General features: G+C 40.5%; 9 protein-coding genes and 1 riboswitch. All 9 genes read right to left on the reverse strand.

Annotated features, from left to right (window positions below; translation table 11 throughout):
* Positions 1–72: 72 nt before the first annotated feature.
* The 9 genes from G610_RS0115550 to G610_RS21290 all read right to left on the reverse strand — a co-directional run bounded on the left by G610_RS0115550 (position 73) and on the right by G610_RS21290 (position 19,630).
* Positions 73–1,725 (reverse strand): aminoacyl-histidine dipeptidase, encoded by a 1,653-nt coding sequence (locus G610_RS0115550; RefSeq protein WP_026525499.1) that lies wholly within the window; start codon positions 1,723–1,725, stop codon positions 73–75.
* A gap of 202 nt (positions 1,726–1,927) precedes the next feature.
* Positions 1,928–2,569: a sortase gene (locus G610_RS22405; protein WP_051198053.1), complete on the reverse strand. Its 642-nt coding sequence runs from the start codon at positions 2,567–2,569 to the stop codon at positions 1,928–1,930.
* Positions 2,570–2,693: 124 nt separating this feature from the next.
* Entirely contained in the window at positions 2,694–3,896 is a 1,203-nt protein-coding gene (locus tag G610_RS0115560; RefSeq protein WP_026525500.1) for a Cna B-type domain-containing protein, read from the reverse strand.
* 10 nt (positions 3,897–3,906) lie between these two features.
* Positions 3,907–4,779 (reverse strand): class C sortase, encoded by an 873-nt coding sequence (locus G610_RS0115565; RefSeq protein WP_026525501.1) that lies wholly within the window; start codon positions 4,777–4,779, stop codon positions 3,907–3,909.
* A 200-nt stretch (positions 4,780–4,979) separates the two neighbouring features.
* On the reverse strand, positions 4,980–6,593 hold the full coding sequence (locus G610_RS0115570; protein WP_026525502.1) for an isopeptide-forming domain-containing fimbrial protein: 1,614 nt from the start codon (positions 6,591–6,593) through the stop codon (positions 4,980–4,982).
* 162 nt (positions 6,594–6,755) lie between these two features.
* Positions 6,756–12,023, reverse strand: coding sequence for a SpaA isopeptide-forming pilin-related protein (locus tag G610_RS0115575; RefSeq protein ID WP_026525503.1), 5,268 nt, complete (start codon positions 12,021–12,023; stop codon positions 6,756–6,758).
* A gap of 98 nt (positions 12,024–12,121) precedes the next feature.
* Positions 12,122–12,802, reverse strand: a complete 681-nt coding sequence (gene lepB / locus G610_RS0115580; protein ID WP_081667537.1) for a signal peptidase I — start codon at positions 12,800–12,802, stop codon at positions 12,122–12,124.
* A 133-nt stretch (positions 12,803–12,935) separates the two neighbouring features.
* Entirely contained in the window at positions 12,936–13,490 is a 555-nt protein-coding gene (locus tag G610_RS0115585; protein ID WP_026525505.1) for a hypothetical protein, read from the reverse strand.
* Between the two features lie 115 nt (positions 13,491–13,605).
* A riboswitch (cyclic di-GMP riboswitch) is annotated at positions 13,606–13,692 on the reverse strand.
* A gap of 130 nt (positions 13,693–13,822) precedes the next feature.
* Entirely contained in the window at positions 13,823–19,630 is a 5,808-nt protein-coding gene (locus tag G610_RS21290) for a SpaA isopeptide-forming pilin-related protein (RefSeq protein ID WP_035797765.1), read from the reverse strand.
* Positions 19,631–19,719: the final 89 nt, after the last annotated feature.

Consider the following 19,719-nt stretch of genomic DNA (forward strand, 5'->3'; position numbering starts at 1 on the left):
GCCTGGCTTTGCAGCACAGGCGGTCATAAAATTTTATTTGTCTAACTTTTGTTAAATTTTGTTATTTTTTTCTTACAATTCCTTAAGTACAGCACAAAGATACTCAAAAGTCCTTCCGGCGGATGCCACACTTAATTTTTCACCGGTAGAATGAATGTCCTGCATGTCCGGTCCGATGGATACACAATCAAGATTTTCAATCTTTTCAGAGAATAATCCGCACTCTAATCCGGCATGAATCGCTTCTACTTTCATGTCCTTTTTATAGAGCTTCTTATATACATCCACCATCTTGTCGCGAAGAACAGAATCCTTGCGATAAGCCCATCCCGGATACTCTCCTGAAGTCTCGTGGATTCCATCAAAGCTTTCGATGATGATCTCCATTTTACGAAGAAGCGCTTCTTTTGCAGGTGCGATTGAACTTCTGACCGAGTAATCCAGAAGGAATGCCTCATCTACGACGCCGGCACCGGTGCTTGCAGCATCTTTTCCTTCAACCGCTCCTGATTTATTTGCAACAATCTTGAGAATTCCAAGATTAAGTGATGTCTCAACAAGTCCATCGATAGAATCGCTCATGGCCTGAACTCCAAAAGGCATTGCACAAATACATCTTGCGAGTTCAATAACCTGAGTGCATGGAATGATTCCTGAGATAACTTCTCTCTTTTCATGAACCTCAGTGTATGCATCCACGCTGGAATCAAGGTTTACTGAAGCCATGTGCGCAACATCTGTCTTTTCAGGCGGAAGACTGCTGTCAAACACTTCCTCTACCACAATTGAAAGATCAGGATCTCTGCTTCCAAGTTCTTTTTTCAGATCTTCTTCTACTTTATATGCTATATGAGAAAGCTTTCCGTAAAGTGAGAAAAATGAAACATCCGGTCCAACTATATTTCCATGGGTCTGTGATGCAAGGCCCATAAGCAAAAGCTCAGCTTCGCAGTCTGTTGCGATAGCATTGTCTGCAACACCACCATTTAAGCTTATAAGTCCGATTTCAAGGGTATCTGTGATCTCAAGAAGAAGTCTTCCCATGATGTTATTGGCATTACCTCTGCCCTTGACTATCATCTCACCGGAATGACCGCCCTTAAGACCTTTTACATGGATTTTAACCTTAATACCACTTCTGTTCTCTCTTGTAAGAGGAAGATATCCATGGAAACGTGCGCCGCCTGCGCAGCTGACAATCATTGCACCTTCTTCTTCGTTATCAATATTGATAAGTCTCTTGCCTTCGATATCGCCACAATTAAGGGCAAAAGCACCGTCCATACCAACTTCCTCGTTGGTTGTAATGATCACTTCAAGGGGCGGATGTGGAATCTTATTGCTATCAAGAATTGCAAGGCAGTAAGCAACAGCTATTCCATCATCACCGCCAAGGCTTGTTCCCTCAGCCCAGATAAACTCTCCGTCAGTCTTAAGCTTAAGGGGATCCTTGGTCATATCGATCTTCGCCCCCTTTTCCTTAACAGCGACCATATCCATATGTCCCTGAAGGATAACGGGCTCATGATCCTCATAGCCTTTTGTGCCGGGCTTTTTGATCACTACATTGTATTCCTTGTCCTGGCGCACATAGAGGTTCCTGTCCTTTGCAAACTTAACCAGGAAATTACTGATTTTCTTAACGTTATATGATCCATGGGGAATATTACATATCTCCTCAAACCATTTAAATACTTCTGCGGGTTTTAATTTTTCAAGTGCCATATTTATGTCCTTTCTATATAAAGATTAGCCATCATTTAATCAAATACATTCTACCACATTTATGTTCAAGCTCAACTAAGCTCGTAAAAAACTCACCCTGTGCTCTAATCAAAAAAACGGTACATATCTTCAAAATGATATGTACCGCCTATATATTTATGTTTTTATATTTATAAAACAAACAGTTTCAAAAGCTCAAAACTTATTTGCCATCTTCTGAGATTGCATTCTCAATCTCGTCGATAACAGAATCCCCGGAACCGGGCTCTACTATCTTAACAAATTCGCAGCGAACCGTTACACGGCTAGCACCGCCAATGGTACAGGTAAATAGTGTGAAATCCCACTCACCTTCGTCCATTTTGTCTACTTCGTAGGTTCCGATTGTCTCAGTGTAGGTAACTTCGTAGTAATACTCTCTGCCATCAATGTCAGTCACAATGACTGTGTCACCACTGTTTAACTGATTAAGCTTACCAAAATGTCTCTGGTAATTGTGGCCTGCAACTATAAGGTCATTGGTATAAACAGACCCTTTATATCTACAGGGTGAAGTCCTTGCATTCTCAGATGACCACTCACTTTGGATTGGAAGTCTGATATCAATTGCAGGTATCGTTATGATACCGATAAAGGACTGTCCGTTAACATCCACAGCTTTCATCTCTCCGGTAGGAGGCATCTCCGTGGGAACATTCGTTATCTGCGCATCAACGCCCTCAAGAAGAGTCGCTGCACTTACACCGGCTGAAACATCTTCATCCCGGTTATATGCGAATATATAAAAAGCAAGCGCAAAGCATACGATGCCAAGCAATATGGAAACCTTACCTCTGGTAATCATTAAGACCGCCTTCCCGGGTAAACTTCAACCCGAAATAATTCAATACAGGTCCCCCAAAAACTCTATCCCCTCTTCTCATCACAACACGTTAAATTCTATACACTTCAAATAAGAGCCTGATAACTTATCTCTCTTTTCTTCTCTTCTCACTTCTTATTCCGTGGATTACAAGTATCAGTCCAAGAATAGCAAGTACCGGTATCGGCCACCAAAGCTGACCTGTCTGAGGAAGTCTTCTTGCACCAAGAACCGCAGGAAGCTCTCCAAGGAACTCTCTTACTGCTCCAAGAACTGAAGGAGTCTCACCGCTCCTGTTTGTGCCTTCTACCTGACCGCTTTCGGAATTACCGCCGCCACCGCTCTCAATCTCATCCTTATGTCCGTCGACGTGTTCACCTTCCTCGTCTCCACCGCCACCTTCTTCATCTTTTTTGGTGTTAACAATTACAAAGCTTGTCTCATTCTGTGAATAGGATACTGAATAATTCTTCTCGTCAACTTCCTCTTCTACAGTGAACTTGTGACCCTTCTCACATTTCCATTCATACTGCCAGTTGTTACTATTATCAAGAGTTACTGTCTCATACAACTCGCCGTCACGATAAATCTTTACTTTGATTGACTTAGGTCTCTTCATAACTGATCCCGCGTCAACCCACTGCTTGTAAACCTTAAATTCCTCAGGATCACTTTCCAGCTTACTTGCTTCACGCTTAGGAATTACAACAACGTCATAAGAAGCATTCTGCCAGGTGCCGTCCCAATCATTGCTTCCCTTCTCATCCAGCATAACAGGACCGGGAACAGCTGCAAGAACATCGTAATATACATAACGGACACCATCTATCTCTACAGGATCACTGTATCCATAATAAAGACCTGTATCAACAGTACCAACCTTAGCAAAGCCGTCATCTGATGAAGTAGCTTCTGCATAAGGTGTTACGTTGTTCTCCTTAACATACTTAAGAACCTTGTCTGTAATAACTTCCCACTGATCATGGGTTGAAATTGACGTCATGTCCTCGATTTCAAGTCCAAGAGTAGTAAAAGGCTCTTCTACAGTAAAACTGCCAAACTTATCTATGGAAGCAAGCTTAAATACATGCGCCTTAACGCCTGCCATCTTGCCGTAACCCTCATACTCATAATAAACGCTTAGGGTTCCCTTCTTATCGGGATCAAGATATCCACCTGCGTTCTCAGTTGAAGTCTCTGACTCCACTTCGCTTTCAGCCTTTACCCCGGTAGGCAATAGCAACATAGCAACGGTACTGACAGCCGCAATGCTGCATAATATTTTCTTAAGCTTCTTTGTCGTTTTCATACTTAATACCTCAATTACTTCCCTTACTCTTCTTCCCCTTGGCCGGCTTCTTCCTAGGCTTGGAAGTGCTTACCATGAACCAAATAAACAGAATCAGTATCATCGGCGCTGCTATAAAAGGCGCAACCACAAGATAATTATATCTTGTTGCATCAGCAGGCACGATAAGCTTTGTTTCTTCGTTATAATCAACACGTCTGGCACGAACCAGAAGTCTGTGTGTATTAACACCATACGGAGTACAGGTAACCAGCGTCACATAATCTTCTCCCGATGTAATTCCAAGTCCTCCGGTCTCCTCCGGCAAAACTATATTGATCTGGTCAACTTCGTATGCAAATGTCTGATCCATTATATGTAATAAAAATGTATCCCCGACTATCATCTGATCGAGGTCGGAAAACAACTTAGAAGACGGTAGTCCTCTGTGTCCCGATAAAACGGCATGTGAATTCGTGGTACCTACAGGAAGCGATGTTCCCGGCAGATGACCTATACCAACCTGTAAAACTGTCTCATCGACACCGTGGTATATAGGCAAATCCACTCCGATGTTTTCAATCTCAATATGTCCCATGATGCCTGTCCCTGTAGGATCAAGCACTTCATAGTATTCCTTCATCTCTTCATCAGATAAGGCAAAATTTGATCCCTTCTGATAAAGGTTCTCATTGTACTGATAAGCTGCCTGCCAGTATCGCTCATAATCTTCCTTCGACATATTGGCGAGGGCTTCATCATAGGTCGAAATCGCTTTCGACTGACTCTTCGAATTAATGTAATTACTTGCTGACGGGTAGAAAAAAATAGCAAGCCCTGCAATGAAAATTGCCAGGAATATGAGGTTTGTTAAATTGTGAAACCACCTCTTCTTTTTCTTCATCCGTTTCGTCCATATATCTTTCTAAATCAAAATACTAAGTCTAAATCTTATTCTAAATGCTTTAATCGCTTTTACAAAATACCCGGGCAGGCAGATGAGCCTGCCCGAGAATAATTTTTGTTTCTATATATAGTCCTCAGAAACAAGATTCAATTCAAGTAATTATGTTTTGTATTTGTTTTCTTCAAACTCTTTTAATATTATTCTGCATCGCCTTTTCTGCGTACGATAAAGAATGCAACTCCGGCAACGATGAGAAGTCCACCAACGATGTAGAAGATTGTTGTACCGATTCCACCTGTTGAAGGAAGTGTAGCACCTGTTGTATTTACAATGGCAAGACCATCCTCAAGACCAAATGAACCGGTAGTATTCTCTTTAGAGATAAGATACTCACTTGTATAAGTAACTGTAGGTACCTGACCTACTTCTAATGCCTGAAGAGCCTTTGTATCAGTTGTACATACAGGGCTGGCATCTACAGTAAAGTCAACATAATGAATGTTTGTGTCGCTTGTAGGTGTAAGAAGCTTGTATCCTTCAGGTGCTTTTGTCTCTGTAAGTCTGTATACGTCACGATCAAGACCTGAAATAATGATTCCAGCCTTGCCTACTTCAAGAGTTGTAGTAGTATTCTCGTCTCCTGTTGTAGCTACTCTGTATCCATCATTTGTTGCAACAAAACTAATAAGTGTGTTCGGAGCTGATGTCTTTGCAAGTGTAAACTCAGCGCCTTCAAGTGGATCTTTCTTGTTGTTGATCTTTACGATTTTTACAGGATAAGTATAAGTTCTTGTGAAATCCCAATCAGTATCTACATTATTACCATAAGTAATCTTTGAACGGTTGTCGTTACCACCATTAAACGCACCTGAAGACTCACTACCCTTGATTACCGCATCTTTATTAAGTGTAGCTGAATATGTGATTTCATACGTTTTTCCGTCAGCTAATGCAGAAGTAACCTCATCTTTAAACTTGATAACAAATTTGTGTTCTGTATCTGTATTTGTTACTACAACGTCTTCAACTGCTTTATGTGATTTAGCTGCAACACCATCAACCATGATAGCGTCTTCCGTGGGGGGAGTAAGAGATAGTGTCATTTCATCAGTGAAAGTAACTTTATGAACACCGCCCTTAGGAATGGTTACATAACTGCGGTAATTAACTGTATCACCGATATTTGCATCACTTGTATCGCCCCATGCTGAGCCTTCGTTAACCTGCTTATGAGTTGAAGGTATATCATTCTTCTCATAAATCTGAGCATTAGGAAGTGTTGTGTTGATTGAAACTGCAACACCAAGAGATGAGTCTACAACATAGTAACCATAAGCAAGTCCTGTTATTGTAATATCTAGTGTTCCGTCTGCTTTTTCATTACTTCCATCGGGAGCAATACTATTTGCCTTAGCATAAGCTACCGCTGCTTCACCAAGTTTCTTAGCTGCTTCCTGAGCTGCTTGTGTAGGATTACCCTTCTCATCTGCTTCTGTAATTGTACCGGAAACAACATCATTTACGATAGTGAATGATGAATCAGAAAAATTCTTGAATTTATCTGAAAGTTTGTATATACCACCAGCTGCCATGTTCTCTTTATTCACGGGTACATAGTCAAAAACACGCCATGCATGATAAACCTGCTTAGATACGTCCACATCCTTAGCAGTTCCATCAGCATTTTTCTGTGCTTCGATAGTAATGGTTCCGTTTGCTGCAGGAGTTTCATCTGCAAACGCTGTCATGCTGGAACCCATAATAAGAGTTGCAGCAAGAATTCCTGTTAATAGTTTCTTAAATCCTTTCATTTATCCCTCTCTCCTTTTCGATTGAATCTTGTCTGTTCTAGACGTTTAGAGTTTCTTTATAAGTGCAAATGAGCACTTTGTTTTATATGCCTTTCGGCATCAAAAACCTTTTGGTTTTGTGGGGATAATTACTATCCCCACAGTATCGTGTTGTTAAAAATGTTATTCTTCTTCGCGTTTTCTGCGATTTACTAATCCACTACCGATGACTGCTGTACCAAGCATTACTAGTCCGCCTACTGTGAATGGCATCGTCCCTGTGGAACCGGTGGATGGAAGCGTGTAACTCTGCATTTGATTTCTTTTGTTTTTAATATGCAGAGTTCCGTCATTTGTCATTTCCAACGTGATTTCCGGATCGTAATACAGGTTCTTTATTTCTCTCTCGATGTAATACTTGCACTCATAAATGATGCCATCGATATTGACATATTTCTTCAGTCCGGTTATTTCATGATTCCAGGTTGTAACCTTATCACCTGTCATAGTAATCTTCATTTCGAACTGACTGTCATCTGACTGAGTAGTTCCACCGGACTGTGAACTACCTGTATTAGTAGGCTCTTCAAGTACATAATCAAGCATTACATCATTTTGCGAGCTATTACATCCACTTACCATAATAGTTATGTCAGAGTTTATGTTTTCAATTGTGTAATAAATAGTCTGTTTACTATATGATTCTTTAAATTTATCCGTAAGATCTATGCTTGCACCGTTAATCTCAAGCCCCGGAATTTCTTTATAACCATTAGGTCCCGGTTGTCTTATTCCGCCAAGCTTAAATGTTAGCTTCGATCCTGTCTCGACTGCAGGAAGGCCAATAAATTCCTGTATGTGATTATTGCGGTCTTTCCTCAGTATCTTAACCTTATGATAAGTTTGAACAGAACCTGCATCCACAGGAATCAGCTTTCTCTTTACAATAAGCTCAATGGATTGAGGCATATTCGTAAGGTCGCCTTCCCATTTCTTCTCGATGTTAACTGAAGTATTATTCTTTGTATTTCGGATAAATACTACAGATCCTTCAGCATATTCGACACCGCCTTTTCTAGCAAAATCATCAGGTTTTAATGCAGTTCCCTTGTCTTTTATCAGGAAGTATGTGTCCTTGTTCTCTGCCATGTATCCATCCGGCTCGCCAACTTCCTTAAGCATATATGCCACATTCGGGGTAAGATTGCTTACGCTGATTTTGCCATCTTCACCGGTTACATAATCGAAATCTTTATCAGACACTGCGCTGTAATCTGCTGTTCCATCACCTGATTTAACAGTATATTTATAGAGCTTGAACTTTGCACCTGCCAGTTTCCTAGAAGTATTCTCAGCAGCTACCTTAAACATCTCTATTTCAGCTGTAAGATGTGCGCTGTCTTCCTGAATCTTAAAGTTTTCTTCTTTATGACTTGCAGCATTTTCAGAAGATACACCCTTAAGCACAGCACTGTTATCAAGATGAATCTGAACACCCTTAGATCCTGTAAATCTGTAGATATACACTACCTTTAGATGTTTTTCATCAGGTATCTTCATCTCTATTACAGAATAATGATTCACCTTATAGTTCTGGGTTGAGTACTCATAATCAGAGTAATAATCATCGATTATGTACGAATACTCATCCGTAGACAGCTCTGTCTGACTGTTATCCTCTCCTATCTCATATACCTTCACGGAATCAAGTAGCAGATTTACCTGAAACTGATTTTGTGAATATGAGTGGAGCGTATCTCGTAATGTCAGGACATCTCCATTTTGAAGCAGATCTTCTGCATGTTCATTTATATCCACCTCATACTGATATCCATCAGTGATATCTGTGTCCACTGAAGTAGGATGTCCTGTCTTATCAATAACCTCTTCAACCTTATTTATGGTCTGAGCCTGCGAATCGGTAGCAATCGAACTATTTAAAAGAGAGCTTATTTTTACCGTATTATCAAATGTTTCCGTAGACTTCGCATCAGTAAATACTCTGTCATTAATCTTAGCTCTTATTCTTATATAAAAGGTCGTATCCTTTATCTGACTAACGCTAAGCAAATTTCTGGAATCACAATCTATAGTTACTGAATTTGGATAGTAGTCCGCAGAAAATTCAACATCCCTATTTTTAATTCTCACTGTTGCCTCATAACTTGACGAAAACCAACCGCTCTTAACCTCAAAGGGTTTCGAGTTATTAAAGCTGTCATTATCGGCAATTTCCAAACCATAAATTGTTTTACCATCTACATTGTATGTAGGTGAAAATGTCATGTTTTCAGGCAAGGTGTCAGTAACGTATAAATACTGGTAGTTATAGTTCTTAGGAACAGTTACCTTTATTCTCCAGGTAAGGATTCCGTTGCTAATTAAATCATCCTCATAATAGTTATGAGTAGTAGGACCTTCCGTACCATTACCATCCATCTTAACAACCAATGGATCCTGTCCGGTGCTGTCCTCACTTGAGAATTCATCTCGATATACATATCCTGCGTTCTTATATGTAACTGCAGCATTCGCATCATCTATATGAGCACTAGTAGTATAGGTTAATGTATATTCTTCCTTTAAGTCACGCTTTACTTTGAGTTCAAATCCTGTAGCCCCAGAGATAGCATTCCTCCCGGAACCAACTGTCCTTGAACCAGTAAATGTTATCTCATAGTCACCAACAAACTTTCTAGAAAGCGCAGACTTTATTGCCCTTTGCTGAGAATCTGTTATGACCTGATTTTCATCTTTTATGGTATCTACATACTTCCAATATTCACTATTATCTTTGCCTTCATTTCTTAAGATATTAGGCTTAAATGTGACTATCCAAGTAATCGTAGCGGTCGAACCCGATGTAGTGTATCCATCTGACTTCTTCTCAACAACGTCATATTTCTCAATAGGAACATTTGCATCTTTTTCGTTTTTATACTGTGGATCCGTAGCAAGCTTAATCTCCGCATGGTTCTTAAGGCCGTTGTATTCCACATCAAGTACAGAATAATCTCTTGTATATGTGATTACGTACTTGTCAGTATCACCTGAACTAAATCTCTTGCCATAGGTTCCATCGCTTTGAAGTTCCAGCTTAAAGGTTCCTCTTCCGGTCTCATTACCTGCCGCATCATACTTTATGTATGACATCTCTTCTTTTTCAGGAGTCTTAATGATTTCCCAGCCATTAGCACCCCTGGATATCTTTTCATCTGATAAAATATATCCGCCAAGGTCCTGATGATTCTCATTAAGAGTTATGGTCCAAGTTACCGTTTTGTTCGTAGTATCAGCTGTACCTGACTTGTCTATTTTAGGTATGCTGTCAAATTCATGAGTAACTGTAAACGGCTGTGTCTCAACATTTTCAACTTCTATTGAAGCTTTATTGGCAAGAACTGACTTAATTGAAGTTCTTATCTTATCGGGCACTGTATATGAGTAAACCATCTCATAATATTCACCCTTGTTAAGAGCCGGTAAGTTGTTTATTGTAAATTCTTTACCATTCTTTACAGGCGCATAACCGTTAATTGTCTCACTTGCTCCGGATTCATTTTTCTTTACAAGACTAAATTCTGTAAGTGAGCTGTCATCAAAATTCAGATTTTCTGAAAGTTCTGAATCTTCACTTTGATTCGGCTTAAGGACTTTTATCTCATCCTTGAAATTGATCGGTCCACCGGTTCCGTTTTCTCCTGTGCTTATTCTTACTACGTAAGATATCTTTCCAGTAGCAGGATCATATCTGTTTTCCTGCTTATAAACATTTGCGGTGTAGCTTACTTTATTAAGTATCCTTACCGTAACCTTTATATTTTCATTAAATGTATATTCTTTTGTATCTTCTTCTTTTTCGCTCGATGAATTGGCCTGTGTAATAAAATCAAATTCACCCTTTAACAAAGTACCAGTCTTATTCTTGGCAATATATTCATCATTCGGATAGAAAGTAACTTTGCCGTCTTCCGCGATAGTATATGTACCGATGGTATTTCCTTCAGAATCCTTTATCGGTCTGTCAATCTCAGGTTCAACATTGTCGAAGCCTGCCTTACCAAGATCATAGGTTATGGTCTTGTTACCATCATTAAGAGTATTTTCCGGCACGTGGAACTTCAACAAGAAATAAAGCTTCTGTCCTTTATTTACAACATCGTTGGGTGGTGCTACTTTCTCAAGTTCATCAACAGGCTTAAGTAAATACTGTCCATCATCGTACCATTTATACTCTGCCTTATATACATCAGCGCTATCAACAACCATGTTGGTTACTGTAGCAGTAAGTCTGAGTTGGCCGGGTATCATCTGTTGACTATCATTTTCAGAGGCCGCGTGAGCTACTATCGAAAATCCTCCGATAAATGCCTGAAAAAAACCGCTTACTCCTGATAAAGCTGCAGAATCATTTGCTGCATCATTTACTGCATCGGCACTCTCATTAGTGTCTGCATTGTCATTAGTATCAGTACTTTCAGACTCTGTAACTTCCTTGATGTATTCTTCGTTATACTCTACAGTTATCTGGTTATCTTCTTTTACTTCGTAATTACCATTGCCATCTTCGAGCTCTGACTTCTGTTCATCAGCTGTTCCATACATTTTAGGAAGATCATAATGGATGTCTTCGCTGGCTGCTGCCTGTGCCGGTAATACGTAATTGATTGTTATTCTAAGCTGATCGCCCTCTACGATGTCTTCCTTATCAATTACTTCCCACTCACCATCTTCATTAAGTCTCTCGATGATAGTCTCTGTTACATACTCTGCAAGATCAACAGATTCAGGAATCTCAGTTGTAATATCGGAAGCTTTTTTTTCGGATTCTTTAACCTCAGCATCTGAAGATAAAGTATCCGCAGCATCTGAAATGCCATCCTGAGCTGCATCTGATGCACCGATTTCGGAATCATCGGAAGTACCTTCCTGCGCAACATCGCCATTATCGGATGTTTCTTCACCTGCTGCCTCAGAAGCATCAGCACTTTCACTGCCCTCTGCAGCTGCTGCATCTTCGCTTGTTGTAGTTGCATCGGCGCTTTCACTGCCCTCTGCAGCTACTGCATCTGAAGCTGCCTCTGAGCTATCAGCTGCTGTGGCATCTTCATTATCTGATGCTTCGCCGGCATTGTCAGTATTCTCAGCATCTGCATTCTCGCTGCTATCAGCTTCAGTATCTGATGCAGGTAACTCTTCCTCCGGGATAGGCTCCCAAAAGCTTGAGCCGGTATCAGCTTTTGTATCTTCACCACCTGCGTTAGCTGTATCCATGACTACACCGATACTCTCGGCGCCCTCCTCAGTCATAGCTGTTGCAGGCTTATTGAGAATGTACATTGATAATGTTCCTGTGAGAAGTGCCACGCATAACATTACGGACAACCACTTCTTTCTGGTATCATGCCTTCTCAAGTATTTGTCAGCTTTAATATTGTTTTTACCCCACATTACTTCATACCACCCATAAATCTTTTAAACATAACAGTTACACACTACTCTTCTAAATTATTCTTCTTAATCTTTTTCTTACTCTGTCTTATCTGAAATCACAATTTTCCGAATACACCAAACGGATAAATTCTGAATACTACCTGTCCGATAAGCTGTTCAGCAGTTACACATCCTACTGTGCTTGAACGGGAATCAATTGATTCCGTTCTGTGATCGCCAAGTACAAAATATCTGTTCTCAGGCACCTGATAAGGGAACTCTATCTTGTCGCCCTCGCCTACTCCGTTAGCGTATGTACTGGGATTCGATACATAAGGCTCATCAAGCTCAACGCCGTTTACATAAACGCGGCCGGCATCATCGATGTTTATCCAGTCCCCGGGGCTTCCTACAACTCGCTTAACAAGAACCTTGTTGTTGTAGTAGAAAGCAATCAATTCTCCCGGTTCGAAGGTGCTGTAGTTATAAGCTATAACCAGCTGTCCGGTCTCCAGTGTAGGAGTCATGCTGTCTCCCGTAACTTTAAGCACTGTGATGAAAAAGCTTGAGATAAGAACGGAAAGTGCTGCAACCACTACTATGACTATCAGTGTATTCCTTAATGTCCTTGTGTAATCGTGCTTTCTGTACTCTCTGTTCAGCTCTGCCCTGAGTTCATCAAGTGTGGGCTTACTGTCCCGCCTTGCTTCTGCCTCGACCTCTACTGTCACATTATCTGAATTATTTAGTTCCTCTTTTTCGATCTCTATCTGATCAATCTTTTCTTCTGTACTCATACGCTCCACTATTTCTATGTGTTAACATGTACGCACGCACAGACGCGAGCTCTCTAATTATACCAAAATGACCAAGCATCAAAAGTACTGAAAATGAAAACTTTCATTCATAATTCGTACTTGACATAGCCAATCACTTATGCTTGCCGCCTTTTTTCTCAGTGATATTTGCAAACTCTTCCGCTGCCTTCTTCGCTCCGTCAAAAACCCCATTTATTGACAAAAGCGCTTCAGCTAAAGATCCGGAGTTCTCAATTTTGGCAAGCTTATCATCGACTTCAGCCCTAATGGCTGCCTTCTCTCTCTCAAGGCGAGCCCTGAAGCCCTCAAACTCTTTCTCATGCTGCTCATTGATCTCTTTTATCTCACGTTCAAAACGACCCTTAATGCCGTTTATCTCTCTCTCCTGTCTTGCCTTGAGGCCTGCAATATCGCCATTGCATTTAGCTTCATACTCTTCACGCTGCTGGTTAAACTTCGCACGCATCTCTGCCTTTTCTTCATCAAATTTGGCAAGAAGTTCTGCTCTCTCATCAGCCATCTGAGCTATAAGCTGTTCTCTCTCCCTGTCAAAGAGTTCCTGCATCTCTTTTACATGCTCTTTGGCTGCCTCAGTCTCTTCGGAGTACTCAACCATCATTTGAAGTAGTTCTTTTCTATTAAGTTTTCTAAGTTCTTTCTGTGCCATAAATACTCTCTTTAATACAAATCAGGGTACAAAAATAGCCCGTTTGTGGCCAAACAGGGCTACGCATCGCCAAGGAATGCATGATGCGCCCTCTTATCTCTAAGATTCTAAGCGCACCAGCAACTGGCTATCTATTCCCAAAACGGAAACAGACCCTTTAGCTTTGCGTCACTACCTTGCGGTAGCTTTGCCCTGCATTCTTCACTTATTATCAAAAAGTTCTATTACTATGATTAATGCTTTGTATAATCATAGTAGAACTTTTGAAAATAAAAATCAATACATCGCCGTAACTTAAAACATATTTTATTTACGAAAATTTTACGTAAATTTTATTTATTGTATTTCCGCCTTTTCTTTCTTACAATCTCTTCTCCAACAAGTGCCAGTGTAACCAGGGCGATTCCGCCGATTGTGAAAGGAAGTCTTCCAGATCCGCCAGTTGATGGCAGTGAGTATGGCTGAACCTGATTTCTGGTGTTTGTAATCGTTATCTCACCGGAAGTGATTCCTGTTTTGTTGTTTTCAGAATATGAAGGTTCATAATACATATTTGAAACCTCTGATACGAAATACAACCACTGATATCTCTTATCCACACCATCAACTTTCTTTGTGCAGAATCTGTCAAGATCGGTTACTGTCTTGGTCCAGTGATCCGCCTCAGTAAGTGTTATTTCCATGAAGTCCTGAACTTCGTCAGCTGACGCATTCTTTGCTGCGCGTGTTCCTTCTGAATCCGAGCTTCCGGTGGATGCAGGATAAATAGTTGCCGTTGTATTACCTGCATCACCCATTTTAGGAACTTCCCATCCATCCTTTATGTCAATCTGAGTATCTCCGGTAATAGTGACTTTTTTGGTAATAAGCTGAAATCCGCTTTCATCAAGTTCGTCCAAATAGTCAACCTCCTGCCCATTTATACTAATAGTTGCAGCACTTGTATAGCCTGGATGTTTGTATGTATAGAAGGAATATTCCAAAATCGAACCACCGGCAACTGACGGAAAGCTCTTTACTTGTTCTAATTTTCCGTTAGGCATTCTCCTTTCAATATTTACCGTATAGAATCCTTCAGTAGAACTATCGGTCTCAGCGCCAAGTCGTCTTCCTATCTTAACCGTGATGGATCCGGGTTTTGTTGCGCTGTCCGGATTAACCCAAGTCTTGTTTACTGTAATCTGTGTCTTCTCCTTAGTATTGGGGAAGTAAATGGGCTGTCCTGCTGTAAGTATTACTCCGTTAAGCTTCGATGTGAAATCATCCGGCACTTCCATTCGGTAAGTGTTGGTATCAGATGAAGCTATATAGAATATAATCGGAGTCTCATTTAGCAGATAACCCTTCGGTGCATTTGTCTCTTTTAGTTTATATGCCCTATTGTAAACAAGTGGCGATATCAGGATATGTCCGTCTGCATCTGATGTGAACGTAGGATTATTCTCTGTTGTCCAGTCATTTTTGCCAGTATCCCAATAGCTGAGTTCGAATTCAGCTCCCTGTAAAAGAGTACCGTTATTCTCAGCATCTACTTTGTATAGATCAATACCCTTTATCTGAGCTCTTGCTCCTGCATCCTTAACCTGAACTGACGTCTCATGTCTTGCATTATCATTCTCTACAACTATACCTTCAAGCTTTGCCTTATTATCAAGATTTATATATGAACTCAAATCACCGGAATACATGTATCTGTATTTAACTCGAATGAACTTTTTATCCGGTATCTTAAATACTATTGTGCCGTATGAATGATACTTTGGATATTGGATATCAACCACATCATACATAGATGCTGTGTATGTAAAATCTGTACCGTTTACAAGCTCTTTTACTGTTTCATTCTGGGCTGCATCTCTTATAACTTCATATACATGAATTGATCCGGGCACCAGGGACATACTAAAGTCTGTCGGGCATGTAGCACTAAGTTCATCTGTAAGTGTAAGGGTATCACCCTCCTGAAGAAGATCTGCTGCATTTTCATTTATGTCCAGAGTATACTCAATAGTATCTGTGGTACCTGATGCATATTCTCCTTTCTTTCTTACAGTAGTATCGGTTTTAGTAACGAACTGTTTCTGTGAGGATCTGTCAAGTTCGACCTCTCCGTTACTGTCACTACTTACTACTACTACATTCTCAAACTCAGCTTTCTGAATATCTGAATAGTCGTAGTCGCTTGGTATCTGCGCATGAATCCTGAAGTATACCTTCCTACCTGCTGCCTGCTTCGGGTCAAAACTGATAATTACCTTATTTCCTGAAGTAGTTTGGCTGTAAGTCACACCATCAAGAACTGCGCTGCCACCTTCAAACGCTACAGGATTGCTGAACTTGTCATCTGAAGATACTTCAAGCCAGTTTACCTGCCTGTCATTGTATTTGCCACTGCTTATGAGATTAAGTCCCTCAGGTATCTCATCGATGATGTACAAGTTCTCATAATTACAGCTATCAGGTACCATTACCCTTATTATCCAGGTAAGGATTCCGCATTTGTACAGATCTTTTGAATAGTATTCGTATTCAGAATCGCCACTGCGGTTCTCGCCGTCATACTTTGTAACAAGTGGATTAAAGTACTGTGTAGCATCCTTTCCGTAAGTATTCAGATTGTATACCGCTGCTCTGTTGTTATAGATTACGGTTCCTTTACCATCGCCAATGCTTGCAGTAGATGTAAAGGAGAATGATATATCCTTTGTAAGGTCTGCTTTGCACTTAACAGAAAGTTTCTTGTAACCACTTATTCCGTTTACTGTAGCAGGCTCGCTCTTATCTATAGAGAACTCACCATCGTAAACAGCATCAAAAGCTGTACTAAATGCCCTGATATCCTCATCTGTGAATACTTCAAAGCTATCAATAACGTTCTCATACAACATAAAGTATTCATTAAGGTTCTTGCCAGCATTACGTGTAATAGGAGCATGAAGTGTTATATTCCACCTAGCCTTATAGTTGTCGTTTGAATCCTTTTCCAAGCCCTCGGCTTTTTTCTCAATCAGCTTAATTCCGCCTGCCCATACAGATGACTGTGCAGTGTTACCTATAGTGCTGTTTTCTAAGTAGATTCTTGCCTCATTATATACGCTTCCATAAAGGAGATCTGCTGATACAAAGTCATAGGTATATGTGAACTCATAGGCATTGTAGTCATCAACGGTGAATTTGTATCCGCCATCAGGTATGGTAAAGGTCTGATTTTGCGTAAATGTAGCACCTGAATGTGTTCCATCAGGATTTACTGCTGATACGGTAATCACACCGGTGTAAGGTATATCCCTTTTTGACCATCCCTGGCTGTAATATCTGAGAATCGCATCTGTAAAAACAAAGTCCTTCAAATTCTGATGATTCTGGTTAAGTTTTACAGTCCACTTAATGCTGTTCTGGCCTTTTACTTTTTCGCCATACTTCTCTACTTTTGGTTCTTTTCCCTCAAAGGTATGATTTGCATAGGCATATCTTTCTTCATTATACTCTCCAAAAGTAACCTTGCAGACATTCTTGACAGTTGTCTGAGCTGTAGGTGAAACTATATCACTACTAAAACGCAAGGTATATGTGATCGCATAACTCTCACCAGCCTCAAGACCGGATATCTTATAGCCTCTATTATCCGTCCTGTCATACTCAAGGCTACCATCTGTAGGATTAAGGTTTAGATTGGAAGTATTCCCGTTTTTATCCTTTTTAACAACACTGAATTCTACGAGTGTTTCTTGCGATTGATTTATTTTATCTGCTATTTCCTGTGAAAAGACATCGCCGTTTTGGGTCTTACAATATGCCTCAAGCCAGTCATTCATGTAGAAATCGCCACCTGTACCATTATTTGTCGTTACAGTGATCAAATAAGATATAAGCGCACTACCGTCATCTGCCTTTTCATATTTTGTTTCTTTCTTATCTAAAGTAAGATCGTTAGTTTTATTCTTTATAATAGTAATATTGAATTTGAAGTTATCGCCAAAGTCGTAGGTCTTCTCTGTTGTTTCCTGATCACCTTCAGCATTTGCTGTTGCATAGAAATAAAAGTCGCCATATATGACCTGGTCTTTATTTTTCGCAGCAAATTCTTTAAAAAAAGTAATGGTTGTCTTACCATCAGTATCTATCTCAAAAACTCCAACCTCTTCATTCAGGTTGTTATAAACAGGTCCTGTAGTAAATGCATCAGGTACGACTCCGCGCTTTTTAAGTTCATAGGTAATTGAATTATCTTCAGTAACTTTACCAATGGGCACATAGTATGAGAGCCGGAACAGTATTCCGTCGCCGCTACTTACCTGTGCGCCTGACTGAATCTGAACGCCACCAGAATATGAAACAGTGCCGTCACTGTTATATGTAATACTAGGCCTCTTAGTAAGCGTAGCCCCATTTACAACCATTGATCCTGTAACTGTAGAATCAACGATTGTCTCAACTGATACACTTCCGCTGGTTCCCTGTCCATCTGCAGCATGAGCAGTTATTACAAAGCTTTTGAGGAAACCACCACCAAAAATATAGTTTATTGCCCCAGATAGAGCAAATGCAGAGCCAGCCCTTTTGCCGTCTCTGCCTGTTGCCTTACCAAGGTCCTTATTTGTCTGTGTAGTTTTCTTGGATGTAGTGTTATCTGATGTTGCGTTCTCAGATGTAGTGTTACCTGATGTTGCATCATCAGTTGTAACGTTTTCATCAGTGGTATCACTATCATCTGATTCGCCGGTTACTACCTTTTTATATTCATCACTATAATTGATCTTAATCTTGTTATCTTCTGATACTTCGTAGTTGCCATTACCTTCCTTAAGCTTTTCTTCTTTGGAAATTACATTTCCGTACTGCTCAGGAACATTGTAATAAATATCATCGCTTGCTGCTGCTTTTTCAGGGAGCACGTAGTTAACAGTAATTCTGAGGTGATCGCCGATTTTGATTTCTTTCTCATCGATCACTTCCCAGGTGCCGTCAGCGTTTTCTCTCTCGATAACTGTCTCAGTTATGTATTCAGCAAGATTTACGGACTCAGGTACTTCTGCATCTGTGGTCTTATCGCTCTTATCGCTCTTACCTGTCTCGCTGTCATTGTCGCTGTTTTCAGTGTTTTCGCTGTTCTCACTGCTTTCTGTATTTTCTTCAGAACCGGACTCCTCAGTCTGTTCTTCTTCCTCAGAAACCTCTTCCTCTACCTTCTCATAAACGAATGTAAGGTTAGTGTCGAGTTTGATCTCCATAACATCTTCGGATTCATCCTCTTCAGTCTCAGGATCATCCTTAGGAACTACTTCGTAGTATTTATAGCCATTATCATCAGAAGCAGTGTAAATCATAACCGTTATCTTCTCGATAGCGATCTTCTCTGTTTCTTCTTTATCTTCATCATAGTACTCGTAGATTACTTCCTTGAAATTGTAACCATCGATTGTTCTGGCATCATCTTCGAAGATCATGCTGTCCATAAGACTGATCTTCTTCTCATCAGCTAAAGCTTCGCCGGCTTCATCTACGATAAGCTCGCCTTCACCATCAACATAGGAAACAGTAAGCACCACATCCTGCATAAGCTCATCTTCAAGGGCTCCTGCAAGAGTTTCCTCGTTAAGTTCTTCATCAAAGCTTTCTTCTGAATCTTCTGAGCCTTCTGCGTTTTCTGAATCATCTGAAGTTCCTTCTTCGGCTTCTTCGGAGAAATCTTCTGCAGCATCATCAGAATCCTCTGTGCTTGCCTCTTCCTCGGATGCATCTTCGTTTGACTCATCTGAATTATCTTCGTAGTTCGCTTCTGAAGTCTCTTCAGTGTACTCTTCTTCCTCGTAAGTATCATCAGAGCTTTCTTCATCCTCAGAAGCTTCTTCTGTATACTCATCTTCACTGTCTGATGTTTCTTCAGTGTCTTCTACAGTCTCTTCTTCACCGCCATCGCTGTTCAGACCGGCCATCTCAAGATCATCATTCTCAAGAATCATTCCAATTTCATCAGCGCCTTCTTCTGTAACCGCAGATGCTGCTCTATTCATAGCATAAAGCGTTACTGTGGTAACCAGCATCGCCATTACGAGCATCACAGAGCCCCACCTTCTTGCGAAAGCATGTCTCTTAATATACTCTTCTGCTTTTCTCTGTCCTGAATTCTTTCTTGCCATATCAGGTTCCTCTCTTACTACCAGGGCGCCTTAGGCATTAAAAAGTGCCCTGTCCGAAACCGCGTCAAACAAGGCACATAATAATCAAG

This window comes from Butyrivibrio sp. MB2005, assembly GCF_000424285.1.
GTDB lineage: Bacteria > Bacillota > Clostridia > Lachnospirales > Lachnospiraceae > Butyrivibrio.